The organism is Fulvivirga sedimenti (assembly GCF_020328055.1).
In genome coordinates this window covers 290,031-307,945 of sequence record NZ_JAIXNE010000002.1, presented here as the reverse complement: position 1 = coordinate 307,945, position 17,915 = coordinate 290,031, and the positions used below count along the sequence as shown (strand labels likewise).

13 protein-coding genes are annotated in these 17,915 nt (G+C 45.1%); 6 read left to right on the top strand and 7 right to left on the bottom strand.

Annotated features, from left to right (window positions below):
* The 7 genes from LDX50_RS07690 to LDX50_RS07660 form a co-directional block, all read right to left on the bottom strand.
* Positions 1–1,041: an NHL repeat-containing protein gene (locus LDX50_RS07690; RefSeq protein ID WP_225697859.1), complete on the bottom strand. Its 1,041-nt coding sequence runs from the start codon at positions 1,039–1,041 to the stop codon at positions 1–3.
* Between the two features lie 14 nt (positions 1,042–1,055).
* Positions 1,056–2,489 (bottom strand): DUF1501 domain-containing protein, encoded by a 1,434-nt coding sequence (locus LDX50_RS07685; protein WP_225697858.1) that lies wholly within the window; start codon positions 2,487–2,489, stop codon positions 1,056–1,058.
* A 6-nt stretch (positions 2,490–2,495) separates the two neighbouring features.
* Positions 2,496–5,549, bottom strand: coding sequence for a DUF1553 domain-containing protein (locus tag LDX50_RS07680; RefSeq protein WP_225697857.1), 3,054 nt, complete (start codon positions 5,547–5,549; stop codon positions 2,496–2,498).
* A gap of 213 nt (positions 5,550–5,762) precedes the next feature.
* Positions 5,763–6,305 carry a nuclear transport factor 2 family protein gene (locus LDX50_RS07675; RefSeq protein WP_225697856.1) on the bottom strand — a complete coding sequence of 181 codons (543 nt, stop codon included), beginning with the start codon at positions 6,303–6,305 and terminating at the stop codon, positions 5,763–5,765.
* Between the two features lie 97 nt (positions 6,306–6,402).
* The gene (locus tag LDX50_RS07670) at positions 6,403–8,130 is read right to left on the bottom strand and encodes an amidohydrolase (protein ID WP_225697855.1); all 1,728 of its coding nucleotides are present in this window, start codon (positions 8,128–8,130) and stop codon (positions 6,403–6,405) included.
* An 86-nt stretch (positions 8,131–8,216) separates the two neighbouring features.
* Complete coding sequence (locus tag LDX50_RS07665; RefSeq protein ID WP_225697854.1) at positions 8,217–8,510, bottom strand: P-II family nitrogen regulator; 294 nt, start codon at positions 8,508–8,510, stop codon at positions 8,217–8,219.
* Entirely contained in the window at positions 8,507–9,484 is a 978-nt protein-coding gene (locus LDX50_RS07660; RefSeq protein ID WP_225697853.1) for a sodium-dependent bicarbonate transport family permease, read from the bottom strand. The genes LDX50_RS07665 and LDX50_RS07660 overlap by 4 nt, the downstream gene beginning before the upstream one ends.
* An 83-nt stretch (positions 9,485–9,567) precedes the next feature.
* Here LDX50_RS07660 and LDX50_RS07655 point away from each other — a divergent pair, with 83 nt between their 5' ends.
* From LDX50_RS07655 to LDX50_RS07630, 6 genes are all read left to right on the top strand, one after another.
* Positions 9,568–10,482, top strand: a complete 915-nt coding sequence (locus LDX50_RS07655; RefSeq protein ID WP_225697852.1) for a universal stress protein — start codon at positions 9,568–9,570, stop codon at positions 10,480–10,482.
* 100 nt (positions 10,483–10,582) lie between these two features.
* The gene (locus tag LDX50_RS07650; protein ID WP_225697851.1) at positions 10,583–11,266 is read left to right on the top strand and encodes a TetR/AcrR family transcriptional regulator; all 684 of its coding nucleotides are present in this window, start codon (positions 10,583–10,585) and stop codon (positions 11,264–11,266) included.
* A gap of 5 nt (positions 11,267–11,271) precedes the next feature.
* Positions 11,272–13,452, top strand: a complete 2,181-nt coding sequence (locus LDX50_RS07645; RefSeq protein WP_225697850.1) for a peptidase domain-containing ABC transporter — start codon at positions 11,272–11,274, stop codon at positions 13,450–13,452.
* A 3-nt stretch (positions 13,453–13,455) separates the two neighbouring features.
* Positions 13,456–14,844 (top strand): HlyD family secretion protein, encoded by a 1,389-nt coding sequence (locus LDX50_RS07640; protein WP_225697849.1) that lies wholly within the window; start codon positions 13,456–13,458, stop codon positions 14,842–14,844.
* Entirely contained in the window at positions 14,841–16,265 is a 1,425-nt protein-coding gene (locus LDX50_RS07635) for a TolC family protein (protein ID WP_225697848.1), read from the top strand. The genes LDX50_RS07640 and LDX50_RS07635 overlap by 4 nt, the downstream gene beginning before the upstream one ends.
* 73 nt (positions 16,266–16,338) lie before the next feature.
* Complete coding sequence (locus LDX50_RS07630) at positions 16,339–17,910, top strand: glycosyltransferase family 39 protein (protein WP_225697847.1); 1,572 nt, start codon at positions 16,339–16,341, stop codon at positions 17,908–17,910.
* Positions 17,911–17,915 lie beyond the last annotated feature (5 nt).

Genomic DNA, 17,915 nt, shown 5'->3' with positions numbered 1-17,915 from the left:
CTAAACTCTTTCCAGCATAATCGGATATGTTCTGCCCGAATACCATTGGGGAACATAGATATTCAGATCATTATCAATACAGACGTCGTGCGGGTTCATAAAGGTCACATCATCAGATATAGGCGGAACCAGCATGCCGTTTTCATACCCAGGCTCGCTTCCTCCGGGTAATGAAACTACTTTGTTATTTTTATCAAGGATGGCCAGCATACCGTCGTAGCTGAACCACTCTTTGCTAACGATTACTGCAAAGTAAAGCTCATCGCCCTTAATAACCGGCCTGCAGATCCAGCAACCCGGAAGGCTGATTGTTTCCAGGTGCTCACCCTCCAGGCTGAACCGTTTGAATTCATTTTTCGTCCGCGATGTAATGAGCAATTCATTTCTTCCGAAACGCGTGTCCAATGTTACACCATGGCAACACTGGAATTCCGTATCCCCATCTCCCTGACCGCCAAAATGCCGTATATATTCTCCTTGTGGAGAATATTGAACGATGTAGTTGAGGCCATAGCCATCTGCCACATAAAAGTCTCCATTCTGTGCAACGGCCACTTCTGTTGGCTTCCATTTAGCCGCTTCGGTATACGCCGGGATCATGGTTGGATAATCCAGTTTGAGCAAAACACGGCCGTCAAGGGTGGTTTTGTAAACTTTATTTATCCGTTCATCTGTAATGAAGAGGAATTGCTCACCCCCTTCATCAACGATGGTTAATCCATGCGCTCCAGGAGTTTCAAGTGTCCACGTATCTGTAACCTTACCGCTTCGGTCGTAAATAATAATGTTATTCTTCACATGGTTGGTAAGAAGAATCAATCTTCCTGAACGGTCCTGAACCATTTCGTGGCAATCACGAACCGGAATTTTAGCAGGGTCCTGATCACCCCATGATTTGTGTACACGGTAGGTATGAGCGCCATGTCCAACAACCGGAGCATTTTTGGAATGCCGGATCTTAGCAATTGAAAATGCCGGAGTTGATGATGCCAATGCCAGTGCAGCGGCACTTCCCTTGATGAATTTTCTTCTTGTCGGCATTTTGCTTGTATTATTTATGAAAGAATATCCTTTACCACTTTGCCATGCACATCGGTTAACCGGAATCTCCGTCCCTGGTATTTAAAGGTGAGCCTTTCATGGTCAACACCCAACAGATGCATGAGGGTTGCCTGAAAGTCGTGAATGTGCACTCCGTCGCTTGCAACATTATATCCGAACTCATCCGTAGTTCCATAGCTGATTCCTGGTTTCACTCCCGCACCTGCCATGAAAATAGTAAAGCACTTTGGATGGTGATCCCTTCCAAAACTTGTTGCATTTAGTGTGCCCTGTGAGTAGTTTGTCCGTCCGAATTCTCCTCCCCAGATCACAAGTGTGTCTTCGAGTAGCCCGCGCTGCTTCAGATCCTGAATCAATGCGGCAGTTGGCTGATCGGTTTCCTTGCATTGAATTCTTATATTTTCGGGCAAGGCATAATGCTGATCCCAGCCCTGATGGTAGAGCTGAACAAATTTTACATCCTTTTCAATTAACCGTCTTGCCAGCAGGCAATTGGCGGCGAATGTACCTGGTTTCCTGCTGTCCTCACCGTAAAGATTGTAGATATACTCAGGCTCTCCGGAAACATCCATGATCTCGGGGACTGAGGTTTGCATGCGGTAGGCCATTTCATACTGTGACATGCGCGCCAGAATTTCCGGGTCACCTTCCTTATCGAACTGGATTTGCTGTACATCCCCTAACGCGTCAAGTTGGCGCCGGCGTGCAGTTTCTGTAACCCCCGGAGGATTACTCAGATAAAGTACAGGATTTTTACCCGCACGGAACTGTACCCCCTGGTATTCAGAAGGAAGAAAGCCATTACCCCATAACCGTGAATATAGTGGCTGTCCGAATTTGTTTTTTGTCACCAACACCACGAAGGCAGGCAGATTTTCATTATCACTTCCCAGGCCATAGTTCACCCAGGAGCCAATCGATGGTCGTCCGGGGAACTGGGATCCCGTCTGAATAAAGGTTATAGCAGGATCGTGATTAATTGCTTCGGTATACATCGATTTGATGAAGGTGAGATCATCTGCGATCTGTGCTGTATAAGGCATCAGACTGCTGATCCATGCGCCACTTTCACCATGCTGCTTAAAATCAAAAATGGAGCCTACCAGTGGGAAGGATGACTGACCCGCTGTCATATTCGTGAGACGCTGTCCCTTTCGAATACTTTCAGGGAGTTGTTCGCCATTCATCTTAATAAGCTGGGGCTTGTAATCAAACAAGTCTAACTGCGAAGGTGCACCACTCTGGAATAGGTAAATGACCCGTTTCACACGTGCAGGAAAATGGGGTGGGGCATTATCCTGCCATAGTGAGTTGCCAAATGCGCCGGTACCATTGAGCAGCGAACCCAGCGATAACGCTCCAAGACCCAATGAGGTGCGGGTAAGAAAGTCTCTTCGTGTGTAATTGCTGTGTTGATTATGACACATAGTACTTCATCGTTTCATATAGGATTCATCCATGTTGTAAAGCGTGCTTGAGACCAGTGTGAGTGCTGCTAATTCAGCATTTTGCCATTCGTCGGGAATCTCAAAGTCGCCCACTGCCAACAGTTCTTTTACACTTTGCTGATCTTCACGGAAAGCATTCAGTTCACTTTCATACAGCCGCGTAAGTACCGCTAATTCATCACGGTTCGGTTTTCGACACAAGACGAGACGGAATCCGTTTTCAATTTGCGATTCAACATCTTCAGAATTGGGCATGGTTCTTATCCTGTAGGCTAATGCCTTACTGGCCTCAACATATTGTTGATCATTGAGCAACACCAATGCCTGCAGCGGTGTATTCGTGCGTTCTCTCGATACAGTGCAAACCTCCCTGTTTGTTGCATCGAAAATGATCATGTTGGGTGGCGGAGATGTCCGGCGGATAAACGTATACATGCTTCGGCGGTACTGCTGATCATCATGATCCTGTCTATAGTAAAGGAGGAAGTGTGAAAAATTTCCCAGTTCAATCCATAGACTGTCGGGTTGATATGGTTTAGCACTGGGACCGCCAATTTTCCGATTTAATAATCCACTGGAAGCCAGAGCATTATCACGTATCATTTCAGCCTGAAGTCGATAACTGGGTCCCCTGGCCAGGAATATATTTTCGGGGTCTGCTTCAAATTTATCCCTGGAATCCTGGCTTGATTGCTGATAGGTCGCACTCATTACCATCTTTTTCAGTAATGCCTTCACATCCCAGCCGTTTTCAATAAAATCTACAGCAAGCCAGTCAAGCAACGTTGGATGGGAGGGGAGTGCACCCTGACTGCCGAAATCATTCACGGTTGAAACAATACCCCTTCCGAAGATCATCTGCCAGTAACGATTTACGGCAACACGGGCGGTAAGCGGATTATTTCTGTCGAACAGCCATTTGCTGAGTCCGAGTCTGTTTCTCGTGTAGCTTTCATCAAATGGGAGGACTTTATCGATCGTAGCAGGCTGGACCTTTTCTGTAGGTTTGTCATATTCGCCCCTTGTCAGAATAAAAGTTGGCCTCTTATCCTCCATTTCCTCCATGACCATAAGTTCAGGTATGGTATCCAGGGTGTAGATTTTTTTCTTTCGTAGTTCCTGAAGCTTCCGTTCCTCTTGTGAAATTCTCCTGGTTACACCTGCCACGGAACCATTCCTTGTCGATTCATAAATGGATTTAAACTCCATCGGGTCGACTGCAAAATCGTAGACTGCGAGTTCATCAATAGAGCCTTTCAGAATACCATTGTCACCAGTAAAGCTTCTGTAACTCTTACCGAGAACGACGCCCCGCTTGTCGCGGGTCCTTGAAACGTTGGTTGGAAGGATGTTTTTATAAAGACGATCGTACAGAATATTAGTTTTTACCTGGTCACCGTTAATTCCCATTTTAACTCCGGAAGCTTTTAATGACCCGTCATAGGATACCAAAACCTGAGTCCATTGGCCCAGTTTAATCGTATCTGCGGATCTGACGTGAATCATGTTGTGAGGGAGGGTATTGATGAGCCTGAAACTCAGGTGATTTGTGGAGTCGAGGTAAACATCCCAGCCGCGCCATAGATTATTCTTTTCACCGGCATTCCCAATAATCACTTTGGTCTTCCCTGTTTCCTTGTCTGCGCGTACCCATGCGCTTACCGTAAAAGGTTCAAATGCCTCGAACTGTCCAAAATTATTGATATAGAGGCGGGCGTCCTGGTTATTGAATAAAACAGCTTTTCCATTTACACCGTCGATGAGTTCCACGGGACCTTGCGCATAGACATTGGGATTGCGGTCCATGAATTTTGTAGAATCTGTAGGAGTGATCTTATCAAGTTGCTGCCGAAGAACGGGTTCCTGTCTTTTGGTAGTTTTTGAAACAGAGGATTGTCCCGTTTCCAGGCTAGATATCTCCTCATTCAGGTAGGCAATGATGCTGTCGGTTTGAGAACTGGGCAATGGCAGCATAGGGCCAAAATCGCCATCGTCACCAGTCATGCCCAGCTCGCGCATATTGTTGAAAAAGGCACTTACCTGGTAATATTCCTTCTGTGTGATCGGATCGAATTTGTGGTCGTGGCATCGTGCGCATTCCAGTGTTAGCCCGAGGAATGCTGTACCCAGGGTATTGGTTCGGTTGGCCACATACTCCAGCCTGAATTCTTCATCCACCACACCCCCTTCAGCAGTCATGGGATGATTTCGGTTAAATGCAGTGGCCACGATCTGCTCCCGTTTTGCATCAGGGATGAGATCTCCGGCTAGCTGTTCGGTTACGAAGGTATCATAAGGCATATTCTGATCGAATGCTTCGATCACCCAGTCCCTCCAGGGCCACATGGTGCGGGCCCCGTCTGCATGAAACCCGTGTGAATCTGCATACCTCGCCACATCCAGCCATTCCAAAGTCATCCTTTCCGCGTAGGCTTTTGACGCCAGCAGCCTGTCCACCACCTTTTCATAGGCATTTTCATCTGAATCAGCCAGAAAAGCATCCTGCTCTTCAATGGTTGGCGGCAGCCCTGTCAAGTCGAGGGTTACCCTTCTGAGCAGCCGTTCCTTATCAGCCTGAAGTGCCGGCTCGAGATTCCGCAACTTCAGTTTTTCCTGAATGAACAGATCGATTTCGTTGTTGGCATTCCATCCGGAAATCCGAGCCGGTGGATTGGCTTTTTCCGGTGAAATATAGGCCCAATGCTCCTTCCATTGAGCTCCGCTTTCCACCCATTTAATCAGAATTGCTTTTTCACGGTCAGATAAGAACCTGTTCGACTCCCGAGGGGGCATCATTAACTCCGGATCGGTGTGCAGGATGCGCCCGATGGCTGCGCTCCTGGACAATTTTCCCGGTACAAAGGCTTTCTCCCCATTTTCGAGGGCTTCGAAAAGTCCGTCACGCGTGTCGAGCCGTAACTTTCCCTTGCGCTTATTTTTATCCGGACCATGGCAGTGATAACAACGGTCGGATAGTATGGGCTTTACATCAAGGTTGAAGTCAATTTCTTCGGGAAGAGAAGAAAACGAAGTTTCCACTCCCTCAGGAATATTCGGGCCACAGCTTGTCAGTATTATAAAAAAACTGGCCGGAAGCCAAAGAATTGATCGAAAACCAGGTAACCTCATATGGAAGCAAAAATCATCTCATAATATAATGATTGATCCCCAAATTTCTAAGGGTGGTATCTAATTGGTTGAAGTATATAATGTAAAAGTCCCGTCTATTTCCAGACGGGACCTTTATATTAATTACTGACTGCTCGCCTGCATTATTGCGGCACGATCAAGGTATTGAATTACCCTATCAACTTTTCCTGAACCATTAAAATGATACAAGGTATGAATATTTTGCGTCATACTTTTGCCCGTGGCTTTGTAGGAGGCTGTTGTTAAGAACCAGCCCATTACCCAGTCTCCGGGAGCAACGTTATAATTGTTGGAAGCGTCTACTGTTACGGACAGCCATACGCTATTGGAGAAATTAATATCCTCGATGGCGTTTTCACGACGATCCTTCCAGTATTCCAGAACTGCTGTTTTGCCAACAAGGCTGTCTCCATAGGCAAACTGATATACTACATTATCGGTAAAGTCAGATACAAATCGCTCCATATCACCACTGGACATGGCTGCCAGTCCATCTTTACAGATAGCTACATATTTTTCATCTGCATTTACAGTTACGGGTCCTGCAGGTTCTTCAACAGGTGGGGGTGGTGGGGGTGCCTGCTCTTGCTGACCGCAAGCAAAAAACATTGATGCTGCAAACAGCACTAGGGTTAATTTTCTCATAGTTTTGATTGGTTGATTGTCAATCAAAATACAAAAAATAAACCGAAATAATAGAATTATCTTCTGATCATCAGACAGATAATTCTATTTAATGTGTCTACATCGCAGAATAAACGGTCTTACCACCCTTGATGGTTTGGAGCACTTTTATTTCCTTGAGTTTCATCGGATCAACTTTCAGCGGATTTTGGTCAAGTATCACCATATCAGCTAGTTTTCCTGCTTTTAAGCTTCCCTTCTCATTCTCCTCAAAGAACTGATATGCGCCTCCAATGGTAAATGACTGAAGTGCTTCGTAAGGTGTAAGTCGTTCAGCGGGCCCCATAATTTTACCGCTGCGGCTCACACGGTTTACGGTGGTCCACATGATCATCATAAGGTTCGGGAGTGCCACCGGGGCGTCGGTGTGACTGGTAACGCGTACACCTTTGTTCAATGCAGATTTGATCGGACTGATTTGTTGTGCCTTATCCGGGCCGATGATCTCGTCATACCAGTCGCCCCAGTAGAATGTATGCATGGGGAAAAGTGAGGCGATAAGATCATATTTTTTAAGGCTGTCTATTTGATCCGGCCGGATCAGTTGTCCGTGAACTAATGTATTTCTTCGGTTCTGGTTCCCATATTTGGCTACAGCAGGACCCAATGCCCGGCATAACTGATCAAATGCAGCGTCGCCGTTGCAATGTGTTTTGAGCTGCCAGTTATTTGCAAATGCGAGATCAACGATCTCCATCACTTTCTCGTCTTCAGGTATGGCAGGGTATCCGCTATATCCATCCTTCTGCCCGTCAGGAGGGATCAGGTAGGGGATGGTTCTCCAGGCTGTCCTTCCCTGGGGTGATCCGTCCAGTGTCAGTTTAAGTCCGGCAATGCGATAATGATTTTTATATTCCTTGCTATACCATTCCGTTTCCATGTACCGGGGGAACATGTAATCGATATACGACAAAATATCAATGTTTAGCTTTCCCCGGCTGGCATAATCAGCAATTTGCTCATGATTGCTCATGGCACGACCTTCCACAGCAGTTGTGTAACCATATCGTACCGCCATTTCCTGACCTTTGTCCATGTAATAATCGATCATTTCGGGTTCGGTCGGACTGATTTTATCGATCATGGCAGGAATGGCAGCGAGTTCTTCAAGCACGCCGTTGGGTTCGTTGGACCCTTCCATACGACGAATCACGCCACCTTCGGGGTTCATTGTTTCAGAAGTGATGTTGAGCAGTTCAAGACCTTTGGAATTCACAACTGAGAAGTGTCCTGAGATATGGATGACCATAATTGGTATTTCTGTTGAGACCTGATCCAAATCCTCTTTTGTTGGAAAGCGTTTTTCAGCCAGCACTGCATCGTCGAATCCCATCCCGACGATCCAACCCTTGGTCTTGTCGGTTCCGTTAGCGGCATGCCATTCTTTCAATGTGGTAATAAGGGCGGGAATACTGTCACAGTTTCCGTCGGGACTTGCCAGGAGATTTGCCATTACCGCCTGAGCACCGAAACCGTAGAAATGGGCGTGGCCATCAATAAAACCGGGAACAAGTGTCTTGCCCTTCAGGTCAATCTCTGCATAATTCGTTCCGGCCTTTTCACGTGCTTCTTCCTCAGTACCTACGAATAAAATTTTCCCACTTTGTTCAACCAGGGCTTCTGCATATTCGGGTGAGTCGCCTTCCATAGTGATGATATCACCGTTAAAGTACAAGGAAGACTGACCAGGCTTCGTGTTTTCGATGTTGTCATTATTTTCCGACGTACAGGAGGCGAATAGCGCAAACGTCAAAACGAGGATATACAAGTAGGTGAAATTTTTCATTCTATGAGCGTAAACCGATGAGTGATAAAATTAATAAAAATGTATACAGCTGCCTAACTCCGATTGTATGAACAGGAGTTGATTCATCAGTGCATAAGCCACTGAGCGTCACTGATGAGGCAGACCCCACCGGAAGTTTTAAGCAGCTTCCGAAGCGGTTCGGTTATTTTATTCAGCTCTTCTTCAGAACATGCCACAAGGAAATATGTGTTTTGAAAAGCATTATGCAGTCCTTCGCCATCCTGTTCACCTTTGTCTCCGCGTCCCAGGACATTTTTAATCAGGGTGTATCCGTTGATTTGATTTTGATCCAGGATTCTGATGACCTTGGAAGATTCCAGGGATCCGGTGATAATCTCTACACGTTTCAGTGCTTTCATGTATGTAAATTTAAATATTCCAGAATGTGATAATAAACGGGAATCCCCAGTATGATATTAAATGGGAATGTGATTGCAAGCGACATCGGTACATATAATCCGGGATTAGCTTCAGGAACTGTAATCCGGATTGCTGCCGGAACGGCGATATAGGAGGCACTTGCAAGCAGCACAACCAGCAGAAGGGAATCACCTATATTGATATGGAAAAGCTGACAAAGAGCAATTCCAATAGCCGCGTTAATAACCGGGATGATAAGGCTGAAAAGAATAAGAAAAGATCCGGCCTTACGCAGTGATCGGATTCGTTTACCCGCGAGAAGGCCCATATCCAGGAGAAAGAAGGCCAGCATACCTTTGAAAATATCGCCGGTAAAGGGTTCCAGCGCCTGTTCGGTTCGTTCTCCTCCCAATAGTCCGATAATAAGACTTCCCAGGATCAGTACGACAGAGCCGTTTGTAAGCGCTTCTTTGATAATGCTTCCATAGGACGTTTCTTCATCGTTTTTATCCTTTCGGTAAATATTAATGAGCAAAACGCCCACAATAATCGCAGGGGATTCCATCAGAGCCATGGCTGCAACCATATGTCCGCCATATTCAATATTAAGATCCTTCAAGAAAGAAGTTGCAGTAATAAATGTTACGGCGCTGATCGATCCATAGGTCGCGGCGATGGCGCCGGCGTCATAAATACTTACCCGTTTCTTCAGAATGTAGAATGAATAGAGCGGTACCAGGAGCGACATGAAGACCGCAATCCCCAGGGTGGTCATCACATGGCTCGTTATGCCGCTGTGGGACAACTCTACTCCGCCCTTCACACCAATTGACAGCAGCAGATAGAGGGAAAGAAACTTCGGGATGGGTTGGGGGATTTCAAGGTCTGAACGTATAAATACTGCCAGTAATCCAAGGAAGAAAAAAAGAACTGCAGGGTTCAGCAGATTTTGTATGAGGATATCTGATGACATGAATAATCAGTTTTTTTTATAACATTGCGAAAATATGATTGTTAATCTATCTATAATAAAAGTATTACTATTATTTAATATATATGAACTTCTATAAAAATTGGTTAATCGCATTGGACATGTCTGATACAGATCAGTACATTTTTTCCAACCTGGTTAAACTTGAAAAGGAACTTAAGCCTGAAAGGTTAACATTTTTACATGTAGTTCATCCAGCCGACCTGCCCCGGGAAGTACTGTCTGATATTCCGGACCTCAATGAACCCGAATTACGATTCTATGAAAACAGGATTCAGCAATATATAAATGAATCGGGTATAACCACACCTTATGATATAGAAGTTCGTGAAGGGCATGCACTAACTGTTATTTTACAACTTACCCAGGATCTGGAAAATGACCTGGTCGTTGTTGGTAAAAAAGGAAATGAGGGGTTGGTGGAAAGGAAAATAGCACGAAAGTCGGGCATCAGTATTCTGTTCGTTCCTGAGAAGGAGATGGAATTTCAACATGTACTGGTGCCGGTCGATTTTTCTGAGCACAGTTTGCAGGCCATGCATGTTGCAGAAAGTCTTCATAAACATACCAGTTGCCTGACGGTTTACCGTGATTCATCCAAATACATCAATCAGGTCGCAGAAACTGTCGATGAGGTGGAAGAAATTCTCGTCAAGAGAAACCTGCTTGATCAGAAGCTGGCTACTTACACAGAGCACAAACTAAAGGAATTCGTGGAGCCTTTCCGTGCGATCAATCCTGACTGCTTCATCGAAGGCATCAATAAATCGACGGATATCGGTCAGTCCATCCTGAAATGGGCATCAAATCACCCTGCCGATATGATTATAATCGGGGCACGTGGAAAAACAGCAGCAGCTGCTGCATTACTTGGCAGTGTTTCCGAACGGGTTTATTCAGGCTTAACAGACAGGTACCTGCTGGTAGTAAAGAAGCCAGGTGAAAATGTCGGCCTGATAAAGGCACTTCTCGGAAAATAATTCACTTCAGTATAACCTTATTTCATTTTTTGCGTTAGAGGAATATCATATATGATAGTATTACTATTTTATAATTGAGTAATTATATTATTTTTGGAAGATGGCTACGCTGCAATTATTAATGAATGAGAACTTATTCGTGCGGGACCCGCAGGAAACAGAACTCGGAAGGAAGATCATTGAGGAGAGTATCCGAATGATCGATGAATTGGGTTTCGAAAAGTTTACATTCAAAAAACTGGCTTTAAAGATCGATTCTACCGAAGCATCGGTATACAGGTATTTTGAAAATAAGCATCGTTTACTTGTTTATCTGATCGCCTGGTACTGGAATTGGCTTGAATACCGCATTGATTTCGGTACGCAGAATATTTCTGATCCACGCAAGAAACTGCAGATAGCACTGGCGCTCGTAACAGAGAAAAAAGACAGGGATCCCCTTTTTCCGGAGGTCGACGAGGAGGCGCTGTATCGGATTGTCATTTGGGAATCTGATAAGACCTATCTGACCAAACAGGTGGATGACGACAACCGGGAAGGATTATTCAGGGGCTTCAAGTCATTATGCGCGAAAATTGCTTCCTATATCACAGAAATCAATCCAGCGTATAAATACCCACATTCGCTGATCAGCACCGTGCTTCAAATGGCGCATCAGCAACTTTTCTATGCTGAGCATTTGCCATCATTAACGGATATTAAAAAGAAGAAGGGTAACTTACAGGCTCAGAATGAAGCATTTCTTGGGGAAATGATTTTCAATACCATAACACCTAAAAAATAAAGACCATGCGGATGAACAGCAGCCAGATTATTCAGGTAATCAGGGAGGCTTCAACATATTTGGGGCAGGACTTCGATGGTTTTACCTTAAGGGAAATGGAAGCCTCACCCCGTTACTACGACCGGGAAGACGCTCCTGAGTTCCGGAGAGATCTGATTGAGGCCGCTACCAAACAGCGGATCATTTTTCTTGAAAATCAATTAGCCCCTGAAGAGATCAGGTCGTTTCTGGATGACGTGGAGATTCCGATATTTGCCTTTGAGGAAACAGAGGATGATCTTATTCCTATTATTATTTTTAAGGAAAAGCGTAAGCTCAAAGTGTCAAGAATTCGCATCAGTGATTCGGAAACACTGAGCTGTGATGCTGATTACTTTCCCAACCTGATGCTGGAAGACGGCAAGGTAAGCTTCATGGGTATTTTTGGTTATAAAAGTTTGGTAAGTGATGATCCTGAAAATGGGGAGAACCTTAAAAAACTGAATCCTCTTCAGCGGTTAATGCGTCTGCTTTCGGAGGAAAAGAAAGATATATTTTACATATACATCTACGCAGTACTGATCGGTCTGATCAGCTTAACCTTACCCCTGGGTATTCAGGCAACAGTATCACTGATTTCGGGCGGGGTTGTTTTCAGCTCTGTCTATGTTTTAATCGCATTAGTGATCATCGGGGTATTTGCTGCAGGGGGTCTGCAGGTGATGCAGATCACCCTGGTGGAATTTTTACAGCGCAGGGTATTCACAAAAGCGGCCTTTGAATTTGCCTTCAGGATACCCAGAATTAAGAACGAAGCGCTCTTAAATTATTATGCACCGGAGTTAATGAACCGGTTTTTCGATGTTCTTACCTTACAAAAGGGACTTCCTAAGCTGTTGATCGACCTGTCGGCAGGTGTGATACAAATTTTATTCGGTTTGATCCTCCTGTCGCTCTATCATCCGTTCTTTGTATTTTTCAGTCTGCTGCTGGTGGGTATGCTCGTGCTTATTTTCTACTTTACGGGCCCGAAGGGTTTGAGCTCTTCCATCAAGGAATCGAAGTATAAATATAAAGTTGTGTATTGGCTGGAAGAATTGGCGAGAACAATCAATTCCTTCAAAATATCTGGAAATACACCGCTGCCAATCCGGAAGACTGATTATAACGTAAACAATTATTTGAAGAACAGGAAGGTGCATTTCGGTGTGCTGGTTAATCAATATATTTTTATTCTCCTTTTTAAGGGACTTGTAACGGGTGGCCTGTTGATTATCGGTACTATCCTGGTTGTACAGCGTGAAATTACATTGGGCCAGTTTGTAGCATCAGAAGTGATCATCATTCTAACACTGAATTCTGTTGAGAAGATCATCATGTACATGGATGTGGTTTATGATATGCTTACGGCAGTGGACAAAATTTCGCAGGTAACAGACTTGCCGCTGGAAAAAAGCGGAGGTATTGATATTCCCAAGCACCTGCTGGAGCGGGGTATGGAAGTTAGGGTTAAAAAGCTATCATATAAATTTCCTGGTAGTACGGATTATGTACTCAAGGATGTGGAAACGCATATCCGGAGTGGTGAACGCATTTGTATATCGGGTGGTGCGGGATCTGGAAGAACGGTATTTACAAAAGTGCTTACCGGCCTTCACCAGGGTTATGAAGGAATCATCACCATGGATGGTTATTCTCTGCGCGACCTGGATCTTACGAATTTACGGGATAAAATAGGCAAGAATGTTTCCCAGGAGGATATCTTCGAAGGGACTATCTTTGAGAACGTTTTGCTTTCCAAGCCGAATTCCAAGGCTGAAGATGCGCTCTGGGCACTGGACAAGGTGAATGTTGGAGACACCATCAATGCGATGCCGGAAGGGTTGGATACGCCTATGCTTAGCGGTGGCAAGGGGTTGTCACGCGGTGTTGTAAACAAAATTATTCTGGCCCGATGCCTGGCTAAAAGGCCAAGTCTACTGGTCCTGAATGACTTCTTTAAGGATTTCATCCAGTCGGAACGGCTCTCACTTATTCAGATGCTAACAGCAAAGGAACATAACTGGACACTTATTGTGGTATCAAATGATCCGTTTATTATGGCGGCTTGTGACCGGGTACTTCTTTTTGAAGAAGGAAGGATCACAGGTAACGGAAAGTTCGACGAATTGGTTAAATCAGGTGCACTCAATAAAATAGTGAGGTAGGTTATGAAGGAGTTAAAGAAAGTAATTAGCGACCATCAGCTCTACACACTAAAGACGCTGAAAACACCCAGTGCTGGCCGCAGGCTGGCAAAAATCCTTATGGGACTGGGAGCGGTGTTTTTCGTCATGCTGTTTGTTCCCTGGCAGCAGAACATACGCGGTACTGGCAAGATGACTGCCTTCACGCCCGGCAACCGACCGCAGTCGGTCGAGTCTGCCATTGCGGGCAGAATTTCCAGCTGGCGGGTTCGGGAAGGACAGTTCGTGAATAAAGGAGATACCATTCTTACACTTTCGGAAATTAAATCCGACTACTTTGATCCACAATTGCTTACACGACTTTCTGAACAGGTGGAGGCGAAGGAAAGCAGCATCGACTCTAAACAAAGCAAGGCTGATGCACTTCGCGTTCAGATCACAGCCCTGCGACAGTCACTCGATGTGAAGTATGAACAGGCTGTGAACAAACTTCGCCAGACCGAATTGAAACTTGTTAGTGACAGCGTGGATTATGAGGCGGAAAAAATCAGATTCAACAACTTCCGGAATCAGTATGAACGGAATAAAACGTTATACGAGGCTGGAAACATTGCGCTGACTAAATTCCAGGACATTGAATCGAAATATCAGGAGTCCCGTATGAAGGTAGTTTCCTCGGAGAACAAATTTCTTCAGACAAAGGCTGAATTGATCAATGCCCGTGTAAATCTTTCAGGTGTTCGAGCTGAGTACCAGGACAAGATCTCAAAGGCAGAATCTGATCTGAATGCAACGTTGTCTGAACTTTATGATGCGGAGGTATCCCGGGCCAAGCTGAGGAATGAGTATGCCAACATGGAGATTCGTAATGAGCAGTACCAGATTATTTCACCCCAGAATGGTTATATCGTAAAGGCGATGCGTGCCGGAATCGGTGAAACCATCAAGGAAGGGGAAGCGGTTGTTACTATCGCACCAACCAATCCGGATATGGCAGTGGAAATGTATGTCCGCGCCATGGATGTTCCCTTGATCTCCAAGGGCAGGAAAGTACGGATTGAATTTGACGGCTGGCCTGCGCTGCAGTTTTCGGGATGGCCAAGCGTCTCTGTGGGAACTTTTGGCGGAGTCGTTCAGGTGATCGATTACGTTAATTCAAGCGGTGGAATGTTCCGTATTTTGGTAACCCCGGATCCGGAAGATGAACCGTGGCCTGAGCTGCTCCGAATCGGATCAGGAACGAAGGGATGGGTAATGCTCGACGATGTTCCGGTGTGGTATGAAATATGGCGACAGCTTAACGGTTTCCCGCCAAGTCTATACGAGGATCCGAATAACCAGGGTTTGCTGGGAAAAGAGGATGAGAAAACATCTGATAAGAATGAAGAAACTTCTGAAGAGAAGAAGAAATGAGAGCAATCTGGATCATAATATTTGCTTGCTTCTTTTATGGGGTTAAGGCTCAGTCTGTTTCGATGGACAGTTCGTCGATCCTTAAATTCGATGATTTTTATGCCGTCGTACTCGCATACCATCCCATAGTCCAGCAGGCAAACCTGCTTACCGACCAGGCGATTCAGGAAGTCAGGCTTGCGCGGGGAGCATTTGATCCGAAATTGCAGGGTAGCTGGAATCAAAAAAGATTCAGCGACACGGAATATTATAATTTGCTGGATGTCTCTCTGAAAATTCCAGTCTGGTTCCCGGTGAATCCCGAGGTGGGATTCATGCAAAATCGCGGGGCATATCTGAATCCTGAGAATTTCATTTCTGATGCCACCAATAATCAGCAGTTGTATGCGGGTGTATCGGTGCCCATTGGTCAGGGCCTTTTCATCGATCAGCGCAGAGCTACGGTCAGGCAAGCGTTGATTTTTCAGGATATGGCTGAGGCAGAGCAAATCAAGGAGATCAACAAGGTGCTTTTAACGGCTGCCAAGGATTACTGGGAATGGTATTATGCCTATAACAATTATATACTGATGCAGCAGAATATTGCCATCACTCAGGATATCTTTAATCGAACCAAAATGGGATTTGAATATGGGGAGGTTGCGGCAATAGATACGATACAAGCAAAAATCACCCTGCTGAACCGTATTACAGATTTTCAGCAGGCTAATATCGACCGGATCAAAGCTGCCTTATCCTTGTCGAATCACCTGTGGAGCCCGGAAGGCCTTCCTTTGGAGCTTAAGGATTACATCCGTCCGGAGGCGTTGCCCGTAACAGAATTAGGCGACTCGGTACTCCTGGATCTTGTGACTCTGGCCCGTGCAAACCACCCGGAATTACAAAAGTTGCGGTTGAAGAATGAAGCGTTGATCGTTGAAAGAAGTTTGGCCCGCGAAAATCTGAAGCCCAGAATTGATCTTAAATATCAGTTCCTGGATCAGCCCTTTACCCCGGAGGGTGAAAATAATGGCTGGACTTTCGATAATAATTACAGGGTAGGAATTGATTTTGCTTTTCCTATTTTCCTTCGAAAAGAGCGCGCAAAAATCGGGCAGACCAATCTGAAGATCAGGGATAACAATCTTGAACAGGATTTCGTGGAACGTGAGATCGTTAACGAAATTAATGCGCAGTATACAGCAGTAGTAAATACCGGGGCGATCCTGACGCAGCTTGATCAAATGGTGACTAGTTATCAGCAAATCCTGGCAGCGGAACGGATAAACCTGGAAAATGGTGAAAGTGATCTATTCAAGATCAATATTCAGCTCGAAAAGCTTATCGAAGCACAGACGAAACTCCTGAAGTTGCGCGCAGATTATCAGAAATCTGTGGCGACTCTCTACTGGTCGGCCGGTATACAAAACCTGGGATACTAATTTAAGAAGAGCCGGCGTTCGTTTAATTTTTTGAATCCGATTCAGGATTTCTAATATTGCACAAAATTTGACTATGGCTCTGATTCAACGTCTTTGGAATGAACGTCCGCTGCTGCTGATCATTCTGCTTGCCCTTACCGTACGATTGATTGGTGTATTTTTTTCCGGAGGTTATGGATATCACGATGATCATTTTTTAGTAATTGAACCTGCTCAAAGCTGGCTGGAAGGACGTGATAAAGGCAATATGATTACGGATTCTCCGGAAGAAAATACCAGTGGACGAAGTCTTTTGTATCCTGCCGCAAATTATGTGATTCTCGGAACTGCCGAATTTCTGGGGATGTCTGACCCTTCGCTCAAAATGGTTTTTAACCGCCTGATTCATGCCTTGTATTCCTTATTGATCATTTACTTTGGATACAAGCTGACATGGGAGTTGGGCGATCGGAATAAAGCACGCGTTGTGGGTCTTTTGCTTGCACTTTTTTGGATGTTTCCCCAGATGTCGGTGCGCAATCTGGTTGAAGTCATTCCAATTCCTCTTCTTCTGCTGGTTTCCTATTGGGTGGTTCGCTTTTTGAAAGGTGATCTCCCGCTGCGATATATATTATTATCAGGACTGTTGCTGGGTATTTGCTTTTCGCTGCGTTATCAAACAATTCTTTTTGCCGGGGGGATTGGTCTGGGCTTAATGTGGAGTCGAAAATGGAAGGAATCGATCTATCTGGGAGCTGTATTTGTTGGAGCAATAGTGCTCATTCATGGTGTGGGGGACTACTATTTATGCGGATCGCCGTTCTGCAAGCTGCAGTATTACTTCCTTTTCAATGTAGAACATGCAAATGATTATACTACGGAACCATGGCATTTTTATCTTGGAATATTATTGGGAGTATTCATTCCGCCACTAAGTATTTTGCTGATGTTTGGATTTGCCCGATCCTATAAAGTAAGCACAACAGTATGGCTGGCAGCACTTTTATTCTTTGTTTTCCATTCCGTTTTTCCAAATAAGCAGGAGCGATTCATTTTTACGATCATGCCCCATATTATTATCCTTGGGTATCTCGGGTGGTCAAATTTTGTTGAGCGAAGGAACATGGGCAAAGTCTTATCTTCTTTTGTCAGATTCAGCTGGGTCTTTTTTTGGATTTTAAATATCCCGCTGGTTATTCTTTATTCCGCCTATGATAACAAAAGAGCCCGTGTGGAAGGCATGCGGTTCCTTGGTGAGCAGGAGGATCTGAAAGGTTTTGTTTTAATGGATCCTACCCATAAAAGAATTAAGGATGCGCCGTTGTACTATGGAGGATTTTATGAGGCCTATCCGCACATAGGGTCGACTGTTACACCCGACAGCGTGATGCAAATCATGGAAAGAATGCCAGACAGCCAATATCCAAATTACCTGGTTCTCTGTGTGGGGCGCGACGAAGACCTGTCGGACAATGAGACGTTTGCGCGAAGTTTTTTCCCGGATATTGAGTATGTCACTACCAGGGAGATGGGTTGGATCGATGCGCTTCGAAATCGGATAAACAAGGGTATCGCACTGGATGACTGGGCTATTTATAAAATTAAAGGTGAGCGCATAGCACCCTATGACCCTGATTCGGAGCCGCTACCAAATATTTATAAATAAGCTAC